Annotated in this window: 24 protein-coding genes and 1 tRNA gene; 23 read left to right on the forward strand and 2 right to left on the reverse strand. The window is 44.0% G+C overall.

Annotation, left to right across the window (positions count from 1 at the left end; all coding sequences use genetic code 11):
* Positions 1–148: 148 nt before the first annotated feature.
* The 4 genes from ACE04G_RS23700 (at position 149) to ACE04G_RS23715 (ending at position 3,705) form a co-directional block, all read left to right on the forward strand.
* A complete protein-coding gene (locus ACE04G_RS23700) occupies positions 149–910 on the forward strand; it encodes a ParA family protein (RefSeq protein WP_024629525.1) in 762 nt (253 codons plus the stop codon).
* Positions 903–1,748 carry a ParB/RepB/Spo0J family partition protein gene (locus tag ACE04G_RS23705; RefSeq protein ID WP_062836525.1) on the forward strand — a complete coding sequence of 282 codons (846 nt, stop codon included), beginning with the start codon at positions 903–905 and terminating at the stop codon, positions 1,746–1,748. The genes ACE04G_RS23700 and ACE04G_RS23705 overlap by 8 nt, the downstream gene beginning before the upstream one ends.
* Before the next feature lie 161 nt (positions 1,749–1,909).
* Positions 1,910–3,064 carry an aminotransferase class V-fold PLP-dependent enzyme gene (locus tag ACE04G_RS23710; RefSeq protein WP_339306319.1) on the forward strand — a complete coding sequence of 385 codons (1,155 nt, stop codon included), beginning with the start codon at positions 1,910–1,912 and terminating at the stop codon, positions 3,062–3,064.
* Positions 3,065–3,204: 140 nt separating this feature from the next.
* Positions 3,205–3,705 carry a DUF4446 family protein gene (locus ACE04G_RS23715; protein ID WP_047841029.1) on the forward strand — a complete coding sequence of 167 codons (501 nt, stop codon included), beginning with the start codon at positions 3,205–3,207 and terminating at the stop codon, positions 3,703–3,705.
* Here ACE04G_RS23715 and yyaC read toward each other — a convergent pair.
* The gene (yyaC, locus tag ACE04G_RS23720) at positions 3,680–4,285 is read right to left on the reverse strand and encodes a spore protease YyaC (RefSeq protein WP_036611957.1); all 606 of its coding nucleotides are present in this window, start codon (positions 4,283–4,285) and stop codon (positions 3,680–3,682) included. The genes ACE04G_RS23715 and yyaC overlap by 26 nt on opposite strands.
* 117 nt (positions 4,286–4,402) lie before the next feature.
* Here yyaC and ACE04G_RS23725 point away from each other — a divergent pair, with 117 nt between their 5' ends.
* The 4 genes from ACE04G_RS23725 to ACE04G_RS23740 all read left to right on the forward strand — a co-directional run bounded on the left by ACE04G_RS23725 (position 4,403) and on the right by ACE04G_RS23740 (position 6,015).
* The gene (locus tag ACE04G_RS23725) at positions 4,403–4,666 is read left to right on the forward strand and encodes a putative Se/S carrier protein (protein ID WP_017691427.1); all 264 of its coding nucleotides are present in this window, start codon (positions 4,403–4,405) and stop codon (positions 4,664–4,666) included.
* Positions 4,667–4,680: 14 nt separating this feature from the next.
* Complete coding sequence (locus tag ACE04G_RS23730; protein ID WP_221820241.1) at positions 4,681–5,622, forward strand: mechanosensitive ion channel family protein; 942 nt, start codon at positions 4,681–4,683, stop codon at positions 5,620–5,622.
* On the forward strand, positions 5,612–5,821 hold the full coding sequence (locus ACE04G_RS23735) for a DUF951 domain-containing protein (RefSeq protein ID WP_036611950.1): 210 nt from the start codon (positions 5,612–5,614) through the stop codon (positions 5,819–5,821). Before ACE04G_RS23730 ends, ACE04G_RS23735 begins: the two co-directional genes overlap by 11 nt.
* A 103-nt stretch (positions 5,822–5,924) precedes the next feature.
* Positions 5,925–6,015: transfer RNA gene (locus ACE04G_RS23740), tRNA-Ser, on the forward strand.
* 440 nt (positions 6,016–6,455) lie between these two features.
* Here the strand turns inward: ACE04G_RS23740 and ACE04G_RS23745 are convergent.
* Positions 6,456–6,650 carry a YjzC family protein gene (locus tag ACE04G_RS23745; RefSeq protein WP_221820238.1) on the reverse strand — a complete coding sequence of 65 codons (195 nt, stop codon included), beginning with the start codon at positions 6,648–6,650 and terminating at the stop codon, positions 6,456–6,458.
* Positions 6,651–6,852: 202 nt separating this feature from the next.
* Between ACE04G_RS23745 and rpsF the strand changes: the two genes are divergently transcribed.
* The 15 genes from rpsF to ACE04G_RS23820 all read left to right on the forward strand — a co-directional run bounded on the left by rpsF (position 6,853) and on the right by ACE04G_RS23820 (position 21,613).
* Positions 6,853–7,146 carry a 30S ribosomal protein S6 gene (gene rpsF / locus ACE04G_RS23750; RefSeq protein WP_036611944.1) on the forward strand — a complete coding sequence of 98 codons (294 nt, stop codon included), beginning with the start codon at positions 6,853–6,855 and terminating at the stop codon, positions 7,144–7,146.
* A gap of 48 nt (positions 7,147–7,194) precedes the next feature.
* The gene (gene ssb, locus ACE04G_RS23755; protein ID WP_017691432.1) at positions 7,195–7,680 is read left to right on the forward strand and encodes a single-stranded DNA-binding protein; all 486 of its coding nucleotides are present in this window, start codon (positions 7,195–7,197) and stop codon (positions 7,678–7,680) included.
* Positions 7,681–7,736: 56 nt separating this feature from the next.
* Entirely contained in the window at positions 7,737–8,009 is a 273-nt protein-coding gene (gene rpsR / locus ACE04G_RS23760; protein ID WP_017691433.1) for a 30S ribosomal protein S18, read from the forward strand.
* 226 nt (positions 8,010–8,235) lie between these two features.
* Entirely contained in the window at positions 8,236–8,829 is a 594-nt protein-coding gene (locus ACE04G_RS23765) for a M15 family metallopeptidase (RefSeq protein ID WP_339180908.1), read from the forward strand.
* A 728-nt stretch (positions 8,830–9,557) separates the two neighbouring features.
* A complete protein-coding gene (locus ACE04G_RS23770; protein WP_339180906.1) occupies positions 9,558–10,547 on the forward strand; it encodes an ABC transporter ATP-binding protein in 990 nt (329 codons plus the stop codon).
* 14 nt (positions 10,548–10,561) lie between these two features.
* Positions 10,562–11,494: an ABC transporter ATP-binding protein gene (locus tag ACE04G_RS23775; protein ID WP_260632670.1), complete on the forward strand. Its 933-nt coding sequence runs from the start codon at positions 10,562–10,564 to the stop codon at positions 11,492–11,494.
* Positions 11,495–11,501: 7 nt separating this feature from the next.
* Positions 11,502–12,464, forward strand: coding sequence for an oligopeptide ABC transporter permease (opp4B, locus tag ACE04G_RS23780; RefSeq protein ID WP_221820232.1), 963 nt, complete (start codon positions 11,502–11,504; stop codon positions 12,462–12,464).
* A 29-nt stretch (positions 12,465–12,493) separates the two neighbouring features.
* A complete protein-coding gene (locus tag ACE04G_RS23785; RefSeq protein ID WP_036611941.1) occupies positions 12,494–13,399 on the forward strand; it encodes an ABC transporter permease in 906 nt (301 codons plus the stop codon).
* A 19-nt stretch (positions 13,400–13,418) separates the two neighbouring features.
* Entirely contained in the window at positions 13,419–15,245 is a 1,827-nt protein-coding gene (locus ACE04G_RS23790) for an oligopeptide ABC transporter substrate-binding protein (protein ID WP_221820227.1), read from the forward strand.
* Positions 15,246–15,499: 254 nt separating this feature from the next.
* Positions 15,500–16,405: a D-alanyl-D-alanine carboxypeptidase family protein gene (locus ACE04G_RS23795; RefSeq protein ID WP_339306316.1), complete on the forward strand. Its 906-nt coding sequence runs from the start codon at positions 15,500–15,502 to the stop codon at positions 16,403–16,405.
* A gap of 251 nt (positions 16,406–16,656) precedes the next feature.
* Positions 16,657–18,243, forward strand: a complete 1,587-nt coding sequence (locus ACE04G_RS23800; protein WP_221820223.1) for an MFS transporter — start codon at positions 16,657–16,659, stop codon at positions 18,241–18,243.
* 242 nt (positions 18,244–18,485) lie between these two features.
* Positions 18,486–19,520 (forward strand): LCP family protein, encoded by a 1,035-nt coding sequence (locus tag ACE04G_RS23805; protein WP_036671869.1) that lies wholly within the window; start codon positions 18,486–18,488, stop codon positions 19,518–19,520.
* 184 nt (positions 19,521–19,704) lie between these two features.
* A complete protein-coding gene (locus ACE04G_RS23810; RefSeq protein ID WP_091035263.1) occupies positions 19,705–20,130 on the forward strand; it encodes a CBS domain-containing protein in 426 nt (141 codons plus the stop codon).
* Positions 20,131–20,393: 263 nt separating this feature from the next.
* Positions 20,394–20,696 (forward strand): MazG-like family protein, encoded by a 303-nt coding sequence (locus ACE04G_RS23815; protein WP_017691445.1) that lies wholly within the window; start codon positions 20,394–20,396, stop codon positions 20,694–20,696.
* Positions 20,693–21,613: a DUF2232 domain-containing protein gene (locus ACE04G_RS23820; RefSeq protein WP_243391271.1), complete on the forward strand. Its 921-nt coding sequence runs from the start codon at positions 20,693–20,695 to the stop codon at positions 21,611–21,613. The genes ACE04G_RS23815 and ACE04G_RS23820 overlap by 4 nt, the downstream gene beginning before the upstream one ends.
* The last annotated feature ends 4 nt before the right edge of the window (positions 21,614–21,617 follow it).

A 21,617-nucleotide genomic window follows, 5' to 3' on the forward strand; every position in this document is an offset into this window, starting at 1 on the left:
AAGCAAGTTAGGTCTGACATTTATAAAGAACGGTCGGTATATTGATGGAACGGTAGTTGTTGTTTGTGTGGACGATAGCCGCCTGCTTTTTGTTAACAATATCTCACAACCTACAGAAAAGACTCCTATTTTATTTGAGGTGAAGTAATTGTCTAAGATTATGGCCGTAGCAAATCAAAAGGGCGGTGTGGGGAAAACGACGACATCTGTTAACTTGGGTGCAGGACTGGCTTCACTCGGGAAAAGAGTATTGCTTGTCGATATTGACCCTCAGGGGAATACAACCAGCGGAGTCGGAATCAATAAAGCAGATGTGGCTAATTGTATATATGATGTCATTATTAATGAGGTTCCTCCTCAAGAAGCGATTGTGGAGACTCAGATTGAAGGCCTTCATATCATACCTGCAACGATTCAGCTTGCCGGAGCCGAGATCGAATTGGTGTCCACGATATCACGGGAAGTTCGCCTGAAAAAATCACTCGCCATGGTGAAGAAAAACTATGATTACATACTGATCGATTGTCCACCATCCCTTGGTATGTTAACGATTAATTCGTTGACTGCTTCCGATTCGGTGATCATTCCGATTCAGTGTGAGTATTATGCACTTGAAGGATTAAGTCAGTTGCTCAATACGGTTCGTCTGGTACAGAAACATCTGAATACATCCCTGCAGATTGAAGGGGTATTGTTGACGATGTTTGATGCACGGACCAATCTGGGGATTCAGGTTATTGAAGAAGTGAAAAAGTATTTTCAACAAAAAGTATATCAAACAATTATTCCGCGTAATGTACGGCTTAGTGAAGCACCATCTCATGGTCAATCCATTATCACGTATGACCCTCGTTCAAGAGGGGCGGAAGTGTATTTAGAGCTCGCAAAGGAAGTGATTTCTTATGAGTAAGCGGCTTGGAAAAGGTCTTGATGCCCTCATTCCTTCGCTTTCAATTAATGACGATGATAAAGTCGTAGAAATCCCGATTAGTCAACTGCGGGCTAACCCCTATCAACCACGTAAGGTATTTGATGAGGGCGCAATACATGAACTGGCTGAGTCCATTCGTCAGCATGGTGTCATACAACCCATTATTGTTCGTCCTGTATTACGAGGTTATGAGATTATTGCCGGAGAACGACGGTTCAGAGCTTCGCAATATTGTGGTAATGCCACGGTACCGGCTGTAGTCCGCAACTTTAGTGATCAGCAGGTAATGGAGATTGCGTTGATCGAAAACCTGCAACGGGAGAATCTGAACGCCATGGAAGTTGCAGTTGCTTATCAGGGGTTAATGGATCAATTCGCATTGACTCAGGAAGAGTTGTCTGTAAAAGTAGGTAAATCACGTTCTCACATTGCTAACTTCTTGCGTCTGTTATCGTTGCCGGAAGAAGTAAAAGACCATGTTTCACGTGGAACATTATCTATGGGACATGCACGTGCGATCGTGGGTGTGAAAGACGAGGTTATGGTGAAGCAACTTGCCAAACAAACCATTGATCAGCAATGGAGTGTACGTGAGTTGGAGGAAGCTGTTCAACAACTGGATCGCTCCAAAACAGGTGAGGCTAAAGCCAAATCGAAGTTGAAAAAGAAAGATCCATTCATTGATACGTTAGAAGAATCTCTGCGTGAACGTTTCAAAACAACAGTGAAAATCAAGCACAATAAAGATAAAGGTAAAATTGAGCTCAACTACTACAGTCAACAGGATCTGGAACGGCTATTGGAATTGTTACAATAACAGTCGGGTCTATGATTCATTAACAACATGCGGGGCTTACTCATGTCATGACATATCGCCTCTGTACCATGGAGATACGATATGTCATTCTTTGTTTATAGGGTTATACGTGCAATATGTGCAGGGGAATTATTAATTTATGGGACAGAGGTGGTTGTGAGGTGGAGGGAGTTATCTATCTAGATCATGCAGCAACATCTTGGCCCAAACCACCTGCTGTCGGTGATGCGATGTTGAGTGCATTGGAGATTGCCGGAGCTAATCCTGGCAGAGGAAGTCACCGTATGGCTGTTCAGGCAAGTCGTGTGTTGTTCGAGGCGAGGAAATCCATATCCAATATCTTTGGAATCAAAAATGCGAATGATATTGCATTCGGATCAAATACGACTGAAGCGCTAAATCTAGCTATTCAAGGCTCGCTCAGAGAGGGCGACCATGTGATTGCCACCATGGCTGAACATAACTCAGTCAGACGACCACTAGAGTATATGCGCAGACTCCGAAATGTGGAGATTGATTATGTACCTGTTGATGCTTCGGGAGCCATTGATCTGATGCAAATGGAACGTATGTTTCGTTCCAATACCAGATTGGTGGTATGTACACATAGTTCGAATCTGCTTGGCAGTATTCTTCCTATTGGAGAAATTTCGCTCCTATGTCGTAAACATCAGGCGATCTTATTGGTAGATGCAGCTCAGAGTGCTGGGGTTATGCCTGTGAATGTACAACAATTGGGCATTGATATGTTGGCTTTTCCAGGGCATAAGGGACTGCTTGGTCCTCAGGGTACAGGGGGCTTGTACATTGCTCCAGAGCTCGATATAGAGCCTTTACTTCATGGAGGAACAGGAAGTCAGTCAGAAGCTCTGGAGCAGCCAAAGGTGCGTCCTGATCGGTATGAAGCGGGGACGCCGAATACAGTCGGGATCGCAGGGCTGAATGCGGGTGTGAAACATGTACTTGAGATGACACCCGCTTTCATCTACCAACATGAGTGGGAACTGACCCAACATATAATGGATGGGCTGTCATCCGTTAAGGGTATACGAATGCTTGGTCCAGAGATTGGACAGCCGCGCACTGGATTAGTATCTTTTACTGTAGATGGGTATGATTCAGCACAACTCGCCTTCCGTTTAGATCGGAATTATGGGATTGCGGTTCGCTCCGGTTTTCATTGCACACCCCTTGCACACGAATCTGCTGGTACAACCGCTACCGGAGCAGTAAGGGCCAGTGTGGGATACAATTCAACTAGAGAACATGTGGAAGCACTCGTTAAGGCAGTGTTGGAATTGACTGGAGCAGACTAGATTAGAGTTGAAATGATGAACTCATTTGATACAGGGTTGCTTGATTAAGCTTATGGATACCGGGTTGATTTATAATAAATGATAGTATTACAGGACAGACGTTAATCTGATCAAAAATATAGAGGGGTAGTTGCAATTACATGGCTGAATTAAACGAGCTGATTCTGGAACAGCTGTTATGGATTATTGGCGGAATGGCATTACTTACGGTGATCTTGCTGATTGTGAGTATTGTTCAAGGGGCAAAGTTACGAAAGTTTAAACGTAAATATGAAGCCATGATGGCTGGCAGTGGAGTAGAGGACCTGGAATCATTGCTGATTAATCTGAAACTTCAGATGGACAGCATTGAGGATGAACACAAACTGCAAACGAATCAGCTGCAAGTTGTCATGCAAAAGCTGACCCGCATTCAAGGTAAAGTTGGCGTGAAAAGGTACAATGCATATGGAGAGCGTGGCAGTGATCTGAGTTTCTCAATGGCCATGATTAATGATAGCCAGGATGGCATGATCCTTACGGGGATATATAACCGTGACGGTTCTTACGTATATGCCAAACCTCTTAAAGGGGGAGAGTCCACGTATACTCTGTCCCCAGAGGAAAAGGAAGCTATTACTCTGGCACAGCAAGCAGAGTAGAACGTGTATGCCATTCCCGAATGGCCGAGTACAGACTGCTGGATATAATCTCGGACATGCGCATAACGAGACTGAGCCGTGTGTTCTGTAGAACAAAGTATTCCATAAAGCCGCCGACGTTAACGATACCTGTCAGATGGATATCGCCGACCGGCGGTAATTCTTTATTTACCCCCGCACCCGGCTTGAGTGGACCATTCACAACTTGAATGCATCCCACACTGGATGATTGTCCGAGACAGGCGTCAATGCCAATCACATAAGGGTTATGGTGTGTTTTCTGTATGTTGTGGAGTGTATCTTGCAGGTTCATCGCATGGACTGGTTCATCCAAGGTACCATATAGATGGAATAAAGGGCTGTCCCACTTGGAAAGGGCTGATCCGACCAGAGGACCAAGGCAGTCGCCTGTTGAGCGATCTGTGCCGATACAGACAATCACTACATTTTGCAGAGAATGGGCTTTATAGAGATGGAACATTAAACGATGGGTAATGGCCGAGTGAATACCTGGATCGGTATGGGGGATTTTCAAACTGGTCATGTCTTGTGATGAAAAGGAACGCGAAGTAGGATTCATAGGATCTATCCTTTCCCTTGGAATAGTAGTAACAGTATATGGAAAGGTAGAGCGTTTTATACTTCACGAGGACAAGCTTTTTCTCTAGAGCTGGACGTATGGCGAAAGGAGCCGGATATGGACGAATGGATTAACGATTGGATGCTGATTGCATTTGATTCAACCCAGCAGGCACTGCGTGCTGAAATGCTGCTGGAGTTTGCTGAGATAGAGATTGATTTGTTCCCTACACCAAAAGAAATTACAGCAGGGTGTGCGCTATGTATTCAGTTTCCAAAAGAGGATCTGGAGCGAGTGCAGAAGATCATTCGTAATGAGTTTGTAGAGATCCGAGGCCTCTATTTCAAAACAGAAGACAGCTATGATAACATACCGATGTAGAGGAGGGATGATGAATGTTGTCATTTCAGTTTGCTCAAGGGAATGATGGCGGCGGTGCGGTAGCGGCCGTCGGTGAAGCCCTTCGATGGACGGATAAAGTATGGAACAAAATTGCAGATCCTGATATGTGGCTTAACATTATGTTCAGCTCAATCCGGATCATCATTATTTTTATCATCACCCGTATTGTCATTAAGGTGGTATATCGAATTATAGATCGTTCCATGGAACGCAAGCAGGAAGGCAAGATTCGCGTGAATCCGCGCAGGTTCGTAACCGTAGGGGAACTGTTGAAAAATGCGACCTCCATAACATGTAATTTTATTATGATTCTGCTACTGTTATCTGAGATCAATATCCAAGTTGGACCGCTACTCGCGAGTGCTGGTGTGCTCGGGCTTGCCATTGGTTTTGGTGCACAGGGTCTGGTCAAGGATGTGATTACCGGTTTCTTCATCATATTGGAGGACCAGTTTGCTGTGGGGGATGTTATTCAGACGGGAACCTACAAGGGAACGGTTGAAGTGATTGGACTTAGAACTACCAAACTGGTCAGCTGGCAAGGTGAGGTGCACATTATCCCAAACGGGGCGATTGCAAGTGTAACGAACTACTCCATGTCGAATTCGCTGGCTGTAGTGGATATTCCGATGAAGGCGGACTTAAGTCTCGATGAGTCAGTACATCTGGTGAAAAAGTCTTTGGTTGGGATTGAAGAGCGTGACCTAAATATTGTGAAGGTGCCGGATGTGCTCGGTATACAGTCGATGTCTACATCTGAGTATGTGGTGCGAATTGTGGCTGAATGTATGCCTAACTCTCGTGCTTCGGTGGAACGTCAGATTCAGGGCGATGTGAAGAAAACGCTGGAGTATCATGAGATGAGCAATCAAGCCATATTGGAACAGGCAATAGCTTTGGAGAAAGATGAGGGGGATGGCACAGGTGGAGCGTAAAAGTTTCCAGCTTGGGGATATCGTGCAGATGAAGAAGCAGCATCCCTGTGGCAGCAATGAGATGGAGATCATTCGTATGGGTATGGATATTCGGATCAAGTGTGTCGGATGTAAACACAGCGTGTTGATTCCAAGAGCGAAATTCGAGAAAAACATGAAGAAGGTACTGCGTTCAGCCGAAGACTCCACTGAATCCTGAGCTTGCAATAATTCGGTATGCAGTATGCGTAATAACGTTTACATGCAGGCTCCGTATGAGTGTTGCGTTCTGTAAATGATCATGCTATAATCAATATTGCTGCGGAAAGGTACCCAAGAGGCCCAAGGGGGCTGACTCGAAATCAGTTAGGCGTGTCACAGCGTGCGTGGGTTCGAATCCCACCCTTTCCGCCACTTCAATTGTAACTTACTCAATACACATTGAGTTTAATAAAAAGATCGATAAGAAGACTTTCCATTAGGAAAGTCTTTTTTTGTATAACGTTTTATTGAATATGTATTGAAACGTGTATCCATATCAGATGCATCATTAATGACTCGAACGAAAAACAAAGAGCCCCGAAGGGCTCTTTATCCGGCGGTGCATTTGTTTGTTAGGAAACAATCGGTCGTAACAATCAGAAACTTGGTGTACTGCACGTAGCAATACGCGTGCTTCAGACGAAGGGCCTTACTACACATAACCACTTGCTTCTTAAATTACGTGATGAATCTCCAACAGCGAATGATCGGCTTCGTTGTCCAACGGAACCACACCTCTCTCGTGCACCGCCTGATTGTATTATGTGCTTTATTCCGTTTTATATACATGGATCGTCAAAAAAGTATTGCGATTAATGGACGCGGGCCTTGGTCAGCTTCTTCCACTTGCGATTATGATTGCTTGTTTCGGGAAAATCTTCACCTTTTTTCAGTGTTACCCGCTTTGGATTCTGAATTTCCGTGACAAAGCTTTTCTCCCCAACTTCCGTGTACTCTCCATCGTTTGGTGCTTTGTCTCCTGGTTCAAACTCGGTTTTTTCACCCATGATAAAACCTCCTCTGCAGATTATGTTACTTTGTTGCTTCTGTAGTGTGCTCCATAGCCAGGCTGATCATGTGCCAATATGTACAGGGAACGTTTGCTTGCACTTTGGCCCGGTATTTGTTATATTAATATAGTTCGAGTTTGTGCTCGTTCCTTGCTCTCAACCTAGATTGAGGGCCAGAGTCCATAAGGAGGTGAAAATTATGCGCAAATATGAAGTGATGTACATTATTCGTCCTGACATTGAGCAAGAAGTTGTTCAAGCTACAGTCGATAAATTCCAAGGCATCATCTCCAACGGCGGTGGTGAAGTTACAGCTCACGACGTTATGGGTAAACGCCGTCTTGCGTATGAGATCAAGAAATTCCGTGATGGTTTTTATGTTCTGGTACATTTCACTGCTGAACCAGCAGTTGTAACTGAACTTGAGCGTCTCATGAAGATTTCTGACGAAGTAATTCGTTATCTCATTACCAACGACGTTAAGTCTGCTTAAGACTACTCGTGATTAACGCACCAATACGCTCTGAAGGAGGGGATTACATTGTTGAACCGTGTCATTCTGATCGGACGGTTAACCCGGGATCCTGAGTTGCGTTACACTCCAGCAGGAGTAGCAGTTACGCAATTTACTTTGGCAGTGGACAGACCGTTTACAAGCCAAGGGGGAGAAAAGGAAGCCGATTTCATTCCGGTCGTAACCTGGAGACAGCTTGCCGAGACCTGTGCGAACTACTTGCGCAAAGGACGCCTGGCTGCAGTCGAAGGACGCATTCAAGTACGGAACTACGAGAATAACGAAGGAAAACGTGTATACGTGACCGAAGTCATTGCCGATAATGTCCGTTTCTTGGAGTCAGCTAACCGTGATAATAGCGGTGGCGGCGGTGGGCAACCAATGCGTGAAGAGCCTTCTTATGGAGGCGGCGGACGCGCGAACAATAACAATAATTCGCGTAGCAACAATCAGGATCCTTTTTCCGATGACGGAAAACCGATTGATATATCGGATGATGATTTGCCATTTTAACATGAACTGATACTCTTAGGAGATATGGGTTACATGATAGGAAAGGACTGAAAAGCATGGGCTTCAAGCAAAGAGAAGGCGGAGACAACGATAAAAGACCGGCACGTCGTGGCGGCCGTAATAAACGTCGTAAAGTGTGCTTCTTCACAGCTAACAAAATTACTCACATCGATTATAAAGATACGGACTTGCTTCGTAAATTTATCAGCGAACGTGGAAAAATTTTGCCACGCCGTGTAACAGGTACTAGCGCTAAATATCAACGCATGCTGACGATTGCAATCAAACGCTCCCGTCAAATCGCATTATTGCCATACACAACTGAGTAGTCTTTACTCAGCTTGCATACGAAGCAGTCGGCTTATAGCCGGCTGCTTTTTTGTATATATGAATAGAAGTAATAGAAATAACAGATCCACTCTAACAAATGGAAGAATTCAACTGTGGTGATAGAAGCATTCAAGGCTCAAATGAATTATAATAGAGTCTAATCTACTGAAAAGGTTCAGGCAGCAGGAATAGCTGTTTATTTCAGAATAAACACCAGGAGTGGATATGAATACATCAAAACGTAAAGGCAAACAGAGAAAAAAGAGCAGTCTAAAAACCTGGATTATAGCTACTCTTTTACTTTCCATTATATATGTATGGTTACAGCAAAAAGGTGATATAGATAACAGGTGGCCCGGGACAACAATTCAAGAAGCTATGCCAATCACCGGCCTACATCCTGTGGTAGCAGAGAATGAGGAATTATTGGTACGTAAGGCAGCGAGACGTGGAATAGTGATTGTTATCACCCACGGCTACCGAAGTTCCGAGGAGCAAGATGCACTATTCAACCAAGGACGCTCAAGTGCAGGTAATATCGTTACTAATGCGCGTGGTGGTGAGTCATATCATAACTACGGATTAGCAATTGATTTTGCACTGAGTACGCCTGACGGTGATGTGGTGTGGGATATGGAACGTGATGATAACGGCAATGGCAAGTCAGACTGGATGGAAGTTGTGGAGCTTGCCAAAGAGTTAGGTTTCACTTGGGGTGGAGATTGGGCAAACTTTCCAGACTATCCTCACTTGCAGATGGATTTTGGCTTGAGTATTAATGAGTTAAAACGTGGTAAAAGACCTCCTGATTCTCCGTAAAAGGTTGTTTTATATACAATTAAATGAATAAATATTAGATAAGTTCTGCATTTTGCAGGGCTTTTTTCTTTCTTTTGTAAAATAAATGATAAAAGATGACAATTTGGTCTTTACATTAGCAAATAAATAAAACTATACTAGATTAACTAGATTTCTTACTTTGATCGCATATATTATTTCGATTGTAGTATATCGGCTCCGATTAAATAAAATTCAGCTATAGATCGAGTTATAATCATCACTTATATATGTAACATTTACCTCACGCCAAATTAAGAATGTCTACTAAAGTCAAAGCATACACATACACTAGATGTAACTACTATGTTATGTATATGTTATTTTGGCTAATTGCCTATGTGCACCTCACAGCCAAAAAACAAAATAATACCATTCAAATTCTCTGATATATACCTTTATAGTATTACTAATATCCAAATCTGTATTATAAAAAACATTTATACCAAAAATCTCAAAATAAGCATTGACGTTAGCTAAAATTACACGTATGATTACATTAATTATTTTGATATATAATTCCGCTAGGAATTATCAACATTAATTGACCAATGGTCTAAATATGAGTCTCTTAAACTTGTTTCTCCTAACAATTTGGTATTTTGTATAAGCTATTGTTCGTTATCTTCAAGAACTTGGAAATATACAGTGGATGCATTTCTCTACACACGAATACAATCTACGGAAATTATGGGGTTAGGGTGATTGATTTGAATACAGAGCTATTGGAAGTCAGAAATCTAACAACATCATTCAGAATTGAAGATGACTATTATGCAGCAGTGGATCACGTTAACCTTACGGTGAAGAAAAATGAAGTGTTGGCGATAGTAGGTGAATCCGGGTCAGGTAAAAGTGCTTTTGCATTCTCTCTTATGGGTTTGCATAACAAAGCAAAAATTGAAGGCCAGATTCTCTATAAAGGACAAGATATTGCCAATATCTCCCCAAGCAAGTTAAACAAGCTACGAGGCAAAGAAATGGGCATGATTTTTCAGGACCCATTGTCCGCACTAAATCCTCTAATGATTATTGGTGAACAGATTGAAGAGATTCTCACACTTCATCAGTCCAAGCTGTCTTCCAGAGAGAAGAGAGAAAAGGTCATTCACTTATTGAATCAGGTAGGGATTCCACGTCCCGAACAAATATACAAGCAGTATCCCCACGAACTATCTGGTGGTATGAGACAGAGAATTGTTATCGCCATTGCGATTGCCAACAAACCGGAACTACTCATAGCCGATGAACCAACGACGGCGCTTGACGTTACGATTCAACTACAGATCCTGGAGCTGATCCGTGATCTGAAGAATGAAATTAACGCAGGCATTATTCTGATTACACATGATCTGGGTGTCGTAGCTGAGATGGCTGATCGCGTTGCAGTAATGTATGCAGGCGAAATTGTTGAAATCGCAGATATCTTCACATTGATGAACGATGCGAAGCATCCATATACCCGCTCACTGTTGAACTCTATTCCCACCCTGTCTGAAGAAAGATCCAAATTACATGTCATCCAAGGCATCGTACCATCACTCAAAAACCTTCCTCGCAAAGGGTGCAGATTCAAAGCCCGAATTCCATGGATTAGTGATTCGGCTCATGAAGAGAACCCACAGATGCATGAAATTGCACCAGGTCACTTTGTACGGTGTACCTGTTACCAGCACTTTCATTTCCCTGACCAAAGCTGAGGAGGAATAACATAATGGCATTACTCGAAGTAGAAGGGCTCAAGATACACTTTCCGATTCGCGGTGGATTGCTTAAACGGGAAATTGGCAGTGTAAAGGCTGTTGATGATGTTAGCTTCTCCATTGAAGAAGGACAGACCTATGGTCTGGTTGGCGAATCAGGTTCAGGTAAGACAACAACAGGCAGAGCCATTATTGGGCTAAACCATGTCACTGACGGAAAGATTCTGTTTAATGGAAAAAATTTGGCTACGGAGCGACGTAAGAACAGGCAGCTCCAGCGGGATGTACAAATGATTTTTCAAGACCCATATTCATCATTGAATCCAAAAAAGCGGGTTATCGATATTATTGCTGAGCCTTTCCGTAACTATGAGCGTCTGACCGCTACCGAGGAAAAAAGACAAGTAAGAGAATTACTTGAAAGGGTTGGTCTAAGTCCGGAATCAATCTACAAATATCCGCATGAATTCTCAGGGGGGCAGCGCCAACGGATCGGCATTGCACGGGCTATTGCACTGAAGCCGAAGCTAATTATCGCGGATGAACCTGTATCTGCACTCGATGTATCGGTACAGGCTCAGGTACTCAACTTCATGCAGGAAATTCAAAAAGAACTGAATCTGACCTATCTGTTCATCAGTCACGATCTGGGCATCATTCGTCATATGTGTGATCAGATTGGAATTATGTATAAAGGTCGATATGTGGAACAGGGCACAACAAATGATATTTTTGAGAATCCGCAACACATCTATACCAAACGTCTTATTGCAGCCATTCCGGATATGGACCCAACCAAACGAGAGGAAATGGTAGCCTTCCGTCAACAGGTCAAATCCGAGTATGAACATTCATACCGAAATTTCTTTGATGAGGAAGGGCTTGCATACTCGCTCAAATCCATTTCCGATACTCACCGAGTAGCTCTACCTCAGAAAGGTTGAAGGCCATATGTGGAAAACGATAGTACGCAGAATTATCATAATGATTCCTCAGATCTTTTTACTTAGTCTTTTGGTCTTTCTGATGGCCAAGGCCATGCCGGGCGACGCGCTAACCGGATTGCTTGATCCAAGCGTTGATCCCAAAGCATTGGAAGCCCAGCGAGAGAGACTGGGATTGAATAATCCCTGGTACGTGCAATATTGGGACTGGATCAAAAACGCCGTCCAAGGTGATTTTGGGCAATCCTTCCGTTTCAAAATGCCGGTTACCGACTTGATCGGTCAGCGTGTAGCAAACACATTCTGGCTCGCACTGGCGACACTTGTACTGACATACCTGATCGCTATTCCACTGGGTATCATCAGTGGTCGTTACAACGATACCTGGTCTGATCGGTTGATCACGGGATACACCTATCTGGGGTTTGCCGCACCATTGTTCATCTTCGCACTAGTGATGGTATGGATCTTCGGATTCCACTTCGGCTGGTTCCCGACAGGAGGTAGCGTTGCGCCGGGACTTACACCAGGCACATTCAGCTACATAATGAGTAAGTTCTATCATCTATTATTGCCGGCACTATCCATGGCACTGATTACAACGGTATCTACTGTTCAATATTTGCGTAGTGAAATCATTGATATCAAGCATAAGGAATTCGTTATTACTGCCAGAGCCAAAGGCGCCTCGGAATCCCGGATCTACAACAGGCATATCTTGAGGAACTCACTATTACCTATCGCCGCGTTCTTCGGATATGAGATTACAGGGCTTATCGGAGGTACGGTTTTTATCGAAAGTATATTCAGTTATCCAGGTATGGGGCAGTTGTTCCTGAGTTCCATCTCATTGCGTGATTTCAGCGTTGTGACTGCACTCGTATTGTTGTATGGCGTAGCTTCCATTCTCGGGGCATTGCTGTCTGACATAATTCTGGGAATTGTAGATCCACGTATACGGATCAAGTAAGAACTTGAAGATTTCGGGGTGAAAACAAGATGAGCAAGGCCAACGAGGTAGTTGTAACTTCACAAAAGGTTGATAAAAGCCCCTCCAGCTTGAGTATTTTATGGAGGGAGCTTGTCAGAGATAAGGTGGCACTAATCTCGCTCATTTTCTTGGGCTTGGTCATGTTGCTGGTATATGGCACGTCTCTCATTCTGAATCAGGATGATATCGTGCGCGTGGATCTGTTTGCCTTATATGAACCACCATCCGCGAAATATTGGCTTGGAACGGACTATGGAGGTCGTGATGTATTTGGCCAACTAGTGATCGGTACACGTAACTCCCTGACCATTGGAATTATCGTAACGTTAATGACTGGCTTCATAGGTATCTTAATTGGCCTTTTATCCGGTTATTTCGGTGGAATGATAGACAACCTGTTTATGCGTGTTGTTGATTTCTTCATGATCCTTCCGATGTTGATGATTGTTATCGCGTTTGTTACGGCAGTACCGAAATACAATATCATCTCGTTCTCTCTTATCATGACGGCATTTCTCTGGATGGGTATCGCCAGATTGATTCGCTCCAAAGCATTACAGGAACGGGAACTGGATTATGTAAAAGCTTCAAAAACATTGGGCTCTTCTCATCTGAAGATTATGCTCTCACAGGTTCTTCCGAATCTGAGCTCCATTATCATCGTAACGATGACATTGAATCTCGCTGCCAACATTGGCCTCGAATCCGGGCTGTCTTTCCTAGGGTTTGGTTTTCCCGAAAGTACGCCTAGTCTTGGAACACTCGTAAGTTATGCACGTAATCCGCAAACCCTGGAATCCAGATGGTGGATATGGCTACCCGCATCGGTACTGATTCTGGTATTGATGTTGAGTATAAATAATGTCGGTCAAGCCCTAAAGCGTGCGACTGATGCAAGACAAAGAAGAGGTTAAAAAAAGGGAGGAAAGGTTCATGAAAAAGGGATTATTTTCACGGGGACTATTTTTCACGATGATGTTGGTCTTTGTATTGGTGCTCGCAGCGTGCTCTGAGAAAGAAGCAGCTACTCCAGCTCCAGCTTCCAACACAGAAGAGGGAAAAACGGAGGAAAAACCTGCTAATGAAGAGGGCGTTTACTCCATTGAAGACTTCAACAATGTCAAAACGAATGAGGGTACTGCGATCGAGGGTGGATCGATTACATTCGGACTTGTATCGGATACTGCTTTTGAAGGTACACTGAACTACAACTTCTATTCCGGTAACCCAGATGTTCAGGTACTGCAATGGTTTGATGAGGCATTGCTTACATGGGACAAAGACTATGTGTACACCAACGATGGTGCAGCAACATATGAGACATCTGAAGATGGCAAAACGTTCACACTGACCATTCGTGACAATGTGAACTGGCATGATGGCAAGCCGGTAACGGCTGAAGATCTGCAGTTTGCTTATGAAGTGATCGGTAACAAAGCGTATGATGGTCCACGCTACGACTCCAACTTCACTAGTGTCGTAGGTATGGACGAGTATCATGCTGGAAAAGCAAAAACAATCTCTGGTATTAAAGTGCTGAGCGACAAACAAATCAGCATTACGTATAAAGAATCTACTCCGTCCCTGCTGACAGGTGGCGTATGGACGTATCCACTGGCTAAACATATCTTCGGAGATATGGATGTAGCCAAAATGTCTTCTTCCAAAGAAGTACGTGAAAAACCAATTGGTTTTGGTCCATTTAAAGTGGATGTCATCACTCCGGGTGAGTCTGTAACTTATGTTAAAAACGAAGACTACTGGCGTGGAGCTCCAAAACTGGACAAAGTGACTCTGAAAGTTATCAACCCGACAACGGTTGTTCAAGAACTGAAATCTGGCGGGGTAGACCTCGTGGATGCATTCCCGACAGATCAATATAAAGACAATGCAAACCTGTCCAACGTAGAATTCCTGGGCGCAATCGATCGTGCTTATACGTACATCGGTTTCAAACTGGGTACGTGGGATGAAGAGAACGGAAAAGTTGTAAGCAATGCCGAAGCAAAAATGGGCGACAAAAACTTGCGTAAAGCAATGTGGATGGCTGTAGATAACGATCAAGTAGGTAAACGTTTCTATAATGGCCTGCGTTGGAATGCAACAACCTTGATTCCACCGTCTCACCCAGAATTCCATGATTCCAACAATCCGGGTGTAGCATATGATCCAGAAGCAGCGAAAGCATTGCTCGACGAAGCTGGTTACAAACTGGATGGTGAATTCCGTACGAATCCGGATGGAACACCACTCGAAATCAACTTTGTATCCATGACTGGTGGCGACACAGCTGAACCATTGGCTCGTTATTATGTTCAATCATGGGCAGCTATTGGTTTGAAAGTAAACCTGGAAATGGTTGAGTTCAACAGCTTCTATGACCGTGTAGGTAACACAGGTAAAGATGATCCGAACATTGATGTGTATCAAGCCGCATGGGGCGTTGGTATTGACGTAGATCCATCTGGTCTATATGGCCGCGATGCACTCTACAACTTCTCCAGATTCTCCAGCGAAGAGAATGACAAATTGCTGGCACAAGGTATCTCTGCTGAAGCATTTGATGTAGACAAGCGTAAAGAGATCTACAATCAATGGCAGCAATACATGGTAGATGAAGTTCCTGTATTCCCTACACTGTATCGTGCAGTTGTAGCACCCGTTAACAAACGTGTAATGAACTATGCGATTGGTGATGGAACAGGCGTTTACCTGAGCGACCTGCAAGTTAATGCAGACAAAGCAGTTGTAGCTGAGTAACACATTCTTAAATTAGCAGCTGTTAGGATTGGGGTCCTTTAAGAAGTCGGTTGCTAAATTATCAAAGAAGAATTCTCCTGGGAAAATGAATAAAAAGTGTCTTTAAAAACATGGATTCTGTACACTCTGGCATGGGTGTATGGGGTTCATGTTTTTTTTGTAACCAAAAAATAAAAAAAATTTAACTTTTTTTCAAAAAAGTGCAGACAAAATGCCTCTTTACTTCGTCTATATAGGTAAGAGGTGATCATCTTATGAGAAAATGGTGGAAACGGGCAGGTATGCTGCTAGCTCTCTTGCTTATTATATATTTGGGTGTGAAACCGGACATGCTGGTAGGCAAACCGGGAATTAAAGCTGAATCTGCGGTATTAATGGATATGAACTCTGAACAGATCTTAATGGATTTTAACGGCTCCGAAGAGATTGCTCCGGCAGGCGTCAGTAAGTTGATGACAGAACTGTTAGTAATGGAGGCCGTGATCAATGGTGAGATAGGCTGGAATGATCTTGTTAATGTGAGCCTGTATGCCAGCTCCGTGGGGGGCAGTCAACTGACCCTGAAACAGGGAGAGCAATTCACCGTTCAGGAGTTGTTCGAGATCGTAGCTGTCTATTCAGCCAATGATGCAGCGGTTGCTCTGGCTGAACATATCAGTGGTACAGAGCAGAAGTTCGTGCAACAGATGAATCAGAAAGCAACTCAGATTGGGCTGTCTGAGGATACACAATTCACGAATTCAACGGGCCTCAGTGAAAAGCTGCTTGGTCCTAACCGTCCGATGGAAATACAAGGGCAGACCTTAATGACGGCTATAGATGCATGCAAGCTCGCGCGATATCTGCTGAATAACCATCCCGAGATTTTAAGAATTTCCAGTCAAATGCAAGTATCAATGCATCAAAAAGGGATGTACATGAGTAACACGAACTGGATGTTGTCCTCTATTGGTGGGCCGTATGCTTACGATGGGAATGACGGATTAAAGACCGGGTATGATGAAGATTCCGGATATCATTTTGTGGGGACAGCTGAACGTGATGGCAAAAGACTGATATCAGTTGTATTTGGAACAGATACTCGTGAAGGGCGTTTTGTGGAGACTCGGAAGTTATTCAACTATGGATTTTCGGGAAACCAAGTCAGACCAGATTATTGAAGCATTACGCAAGCGTTAGTACGTTAGATAAGATATGAGGGCTGTCCGCAGGTTCAACTGAACATGTGGTAGCTCTATTTTATCGAATCAGAGGTAAATTGATCCATATAATCATATTATTAAATTGACATATGGTTTTCTTTTGTTTTAAAATGACCAGTGAGTCATTATTATTCAATTCAGTTTAATATATATGTACCAAACCAACTGTACGATACTGAATTTACGATCTGATCGGGAGGTAATATGTGATGCAAAAACAAATGAAATGGCCGCTAATCCTGTTTGCCATAGGGGTATTTATGGCTGCGCTGGATAACGGGATCATCACCTCTTCACTGACCACCTTAAATGCATCATTTGGTGTGTCGCCAACATGGGGAGCATGGACGATTACGCTTTACACGCTTGGGCTTGCGGTGAGTGTACCTATTGCAGGCAAACTGTCGGACCGTTATGGTCGCAAGAAACTATTTTTGATTGAAGTGGCGTTGTTTGGGATCGGGTCCCTGCTCGTTGCGTTGAGCACATCGTTTACCTTTTTCCTGATCGCTCGTGTCATTCAAGCTCTGGGCGGTGGAGGGATATTTATCATCGCCAGCTCATACGTATTAAGCAAGTTCCCGGCGGAGCGTCAGGGTACAGCTTTGGGTCTGCTCGGAGGTATGAATGGTGTTGCCGCTATTTTGGGACCTAATGTCGGTGCTTTTATACTGGATCTTACGGGCAACTGGCATTGGTTATTCCTGATCAATGTACCTATCGCCATTCTGCTATTCATTGCAGGTATTCGATTTATTCAGGAAGAACAGGAACTGAATCGTGCAGCAGTGGACTGGAGCGGTATTGCTGTCCTAACGTTGGGTGTACTCAGTTTAATGTATAGCTTCAGCAATCTGGACGGTGTGAACATGCTTCAAAGCCTGGGATCACCGATGTTCTACGGTTTCTTCTTGGCAGGTGTGATTATTCTGGTACTCTTTTACTTCATGGAAAAAAGGCTGGAAGGATCTGAACGTGAACCTGTTGTATCGACACAACTTCTGGGCATTGCGTCCTTTCGCTGGACGCTGTTGATTGCCTTTTTCTCCGGAGCCATTCTGGCCTCGGTGATCTTTATTCCCGGATTTGTTGAACAATATCTTGGCGTATCCAATACAGCTTCCGGGTACTGGTTTACTCCGCTCGCGCTGGCATCCGGCATCGGGGCAGGTGGAGGTGGATACCTCGTAGACCGCAAAGGGCCAATCTGGACGTTATCGGTTGCGGGGCTGCTATCTGCGATTGGATTCCTGCTGTTCCCGCTATGGGTGGAGCATATCTGGCAATTTGTCATTGCGAGTACACTCGTAGGTATTGGCTTCGGTATGATGCTTGGTGCGCCAGTTAATGTACTTGTCACGGAACAGGCCGGTGAGAACAATAAAGGCATCGCAGTAGCGACCAGCTCGTTATTCCGCCAGATGGCTATGGCTATTGCACCTACCATTTTTGCCGGATTCCTGGCACGTTCTTTCATTAATCTGGGATCCAACATTCAGGCAGGATTAGCTGACAAAGGAATTCAGGTGCCGCCCGAGATGCTGCAACAATATGCCTCGGGAGGGGCAGCAGGGAGTGATGTCTCCAGTCTGACAGAGGGCCTGTCCCAGATTCCTGATGAAGGCATCCGTGAGGTGTTGCTCCAGGCAGTGCATCAAACGACAGGGCAGGGTTATAATGGCCTTTTCTGGTCTGCGGTGGTATTCAGCGTGCTTACGCTGGTAGCTGCGCTTATAACGGGACGTCTGCGTCAAAAAGAGAAGAGTCATCATGTGGAAGGTGTATCCACAAACTGATTTAATAATGTTGGAAATGAAGAGAACAGTGTACCTTTTGTAGCTAAAAAGGAGTCGCTGTTCTTTTCAATTTAACCGGATTGTAACTTTTCTTGCTCCTGCAATGATTACAATAGAACGAGCGTAAGCGGTGTCTTGATTCCAGAGAGAGAAAACTTCAGAGAACACCGAGTCACAAGTCATCCCAGACGTTTAATTGGTATTATGGATTATCATTTTGATAGTGAAGAAGGAATCAATGGATGAAAAGCAGAACTAAAGATAAGAAGAAGAAAAGAAGAAAAGGCCTATATATAACGCTCGTTTCACTTGTTGTTTTGTTAATCGGAGGTTATTTGTTCCGTCAGCAACTGGCTGTAGCGGCATTTGATCTGTTTCTCGCCGGTTCGGTAGAAGATCAGCTATCCCGCTCTTATGTACCGCAAGAAGGTAATAACACGCCTGATCCAACGGTATACCGTAAGGAACCATTTTCCGTATTACTGCTCGGTTCGGACAAACGCGCCTATGAAAAAACGCGTGGACGTTCGGATACCGTTATCTATGCTGTAGTACGTCCCAAGGAATCCCGTGTGCTTCTGGTATCCATTCCACGTGATACGTATGTGCAGATTGTAGGACGGGACGCGAACAAGGACGGCGAAGATGATTATGATAAGCTGGCGCATGCCTATGCTTTTGGTGGGGAGAATATGTCCATCAATACGGTGGAGAAATTTCTTGATGCTGATGTGGGTTATTATGCAACGATCAACTTCGACGGAATCAAAAAAGTGGTTGATGCGCTTGGTGGTGTAAAACTGCCAATTGATGAGGACATTGTGAACAAAAACCCGGATCATGTGCAATTCACGATTGAAGGCGGTAAGCCGATCTATGACGGGCAGGAAGCACTGTACTATGTAAGATACCGTGAGGATAGCGATTTTAATCGTACCAAGCGGCAGCAGATATTCCTCAACGCGATGGCGAATGAAATGCTGAATTTGAATCAAATCGCCAAAATCCCGGAATTGATTCAGATCATGGGAGACAGCTTCCAGACAGATATGCGAGCTTCTTTCATTATTGATCTGGCTAAACAAGTGCTTACTCAGGAGAAACCGCAGATCTCAAGCTTCACCATTTTGGGTGAGGGGATGAAAAAAGACGGTATCTATTATGGTCAGGCTGACGAGAAAGATGTCCAATATGCCAAAGAGCTGATTAACAACTGGATGGATCAATCGACCCCAGCCGGTGAAGTAATGATCCCTGACCGGCAAAAGATTGAATAACCAATTCCATACCAATGATGTGTTGTAGACCACAATCAGCAGTACGTTTATTCGCGGGCTGCTGTTTTTTTTCTTTGTAGTGAGAACTATTATCCTTTTGGAACATCCTGCGTTCTGATCCGTATAATATAAGTTGAGCGAGATAAGTTGAACGAAGAAATTCACAAGGAGGATATACAAGGGTATGAACATCGCATTTTTTTTGCTACCCAAACAAGAGGTTACGTGCGTGACGTCGGATTCTACGCTGCGGCAAACGTTGGAACGGATGGAATATCATCGTTTTACGGCGGTACCCATTTTGAATAAAGAGGGCAAATATATTGGTACGGTTACCGAAGGCGACTTACTATGGTATATGAAGAATGCCGAGGGAAAGATTTCATTTGAAAACGCTTCAAAGTTCTTGCTCAAGGACGTTCCACTTCGCTTGGATATTAAACCCGTATCCATTGACGCCAACATGGAGGACCTGATTAATCTGGCTAAAGTTCAGAACTTTGTTCCTGTGGTCGATGATATGGATCGGTTCATTGGTATTGTCAGACGGAGTCAGATTATTGAGTACTGTGAGGGCATTGTAGCCAAAGAATCGATCAAGGCTAAGTAAGGTGGTTACGAATTTAAACATTATTGTGTCATTAGGGATAATCACAGCCGTCCGGTATCATGTTAAACTTAAGAAGTCCTGAACTAGGGACGCATTCGAAGTTTTTTACAAATATATAGGTCGCTAGGATGTACGGAGGACTCCGCATAAGTACCTGACATCAGTTTCGGAGAACTTCTCCGCTTTTTGGGGTAATTTTGCGGGCCCTCTTTTTATGCTATAATCGAGAATAAAGCTTTTTCGGGGAGAGTGACTTTCGCCAAATGCCTAAAGAACTGGATGTAGCCAAACGCGCTAAAGTGATTGAATGGCTGAAAACCGAAGTACTTGATCAGGTATCCCGATTATTCAAGGCGTTATGGGAAGGCAGTACAACTCGAATCGGGGACAGTCTTGCCAGTTTGATTATGAGTAGTTACATATTGGGCCGCAGGCTCGGTATTCCTTTCAAGGATCTGGATGCACTGCTAGTTGAGAAGTTGAAAAAGCATAAACAGGAAGGTCACCAGCTTGAAGACTGGTACCAGGATATTTCCGCGCTAGAAGATCATATGCGTAAGAGGTGAATTTGTTGAAATTTAGCTTTAAATCAGCTGTTTGGAGCGCAGTCTATCTGCTCTTGCTACTTTCGCTGTTAACTCCTTTATCGGTACTTGCCATATTTTTTATGATGATTCCGGGAGTTATTTTGTATGCTTCATTATCTTTAAAATCATTTATATGGCATCTCGTGCCCGTAGCCGTTATTTTGGTCGTATTCCACCCCATCTATCTGTTACTATTGCTCATCTTCACCCTGCCTGCGATCGTGATGGGTCACGCGTATAAAACACGCAAATCAGCCCTGTTCGCTCTGATGGCGGGAAGTGGCATGATGTTGGCAGAATACTTGTTGTTGCTCTTAGTGGGCAGTGTCATTTTTCAATTCGACCTGTCCAGTTATATTGAAGATGTCGTCAAATTGACCATTGAACCGTTAACCAATACATCGAATCAGATGATCAACGGGTTTGCATGGACACCTGAGATGACCGAGGATGTTGCCAAACAAACACAGCTTATGATTCCGTTTGCTCTCGTTGTCACATCGATGGTAATGGCCTTTATTACACACGCCATAGCTCGTCCAATTCTGAACGTGATGGGTGTGGTGGTATCGAAGCTTCCACCAGCGAGAGAATGGCGTATGCCGCGTGCATTGATCTGGTATTATTTCCTTGCTCTCTTGATCGAAGTGATCTCCAGACAAAGTGATGGAACATACTGGACCATGATTGCCATGAATCTGTCCCCGTTAATTAATCTGGGCTTCATGATTCAAGCGATCGGTTTCTTCTTCTTTCTCTCACATACAAAGAAATGGAATCCGGTTATACCATATTTCCTGGCGGCTGCGGTCTTCTTCATTGGCCCGCTTCGGATTATCGGAATTATCGATCTGGCGTTCCCGCTTCGTGAGGCAATATCGAAATCAAAACGATAGGGTG

Source organism: Paenibacillus sp. AGC31, assembly GCF_057334655.1.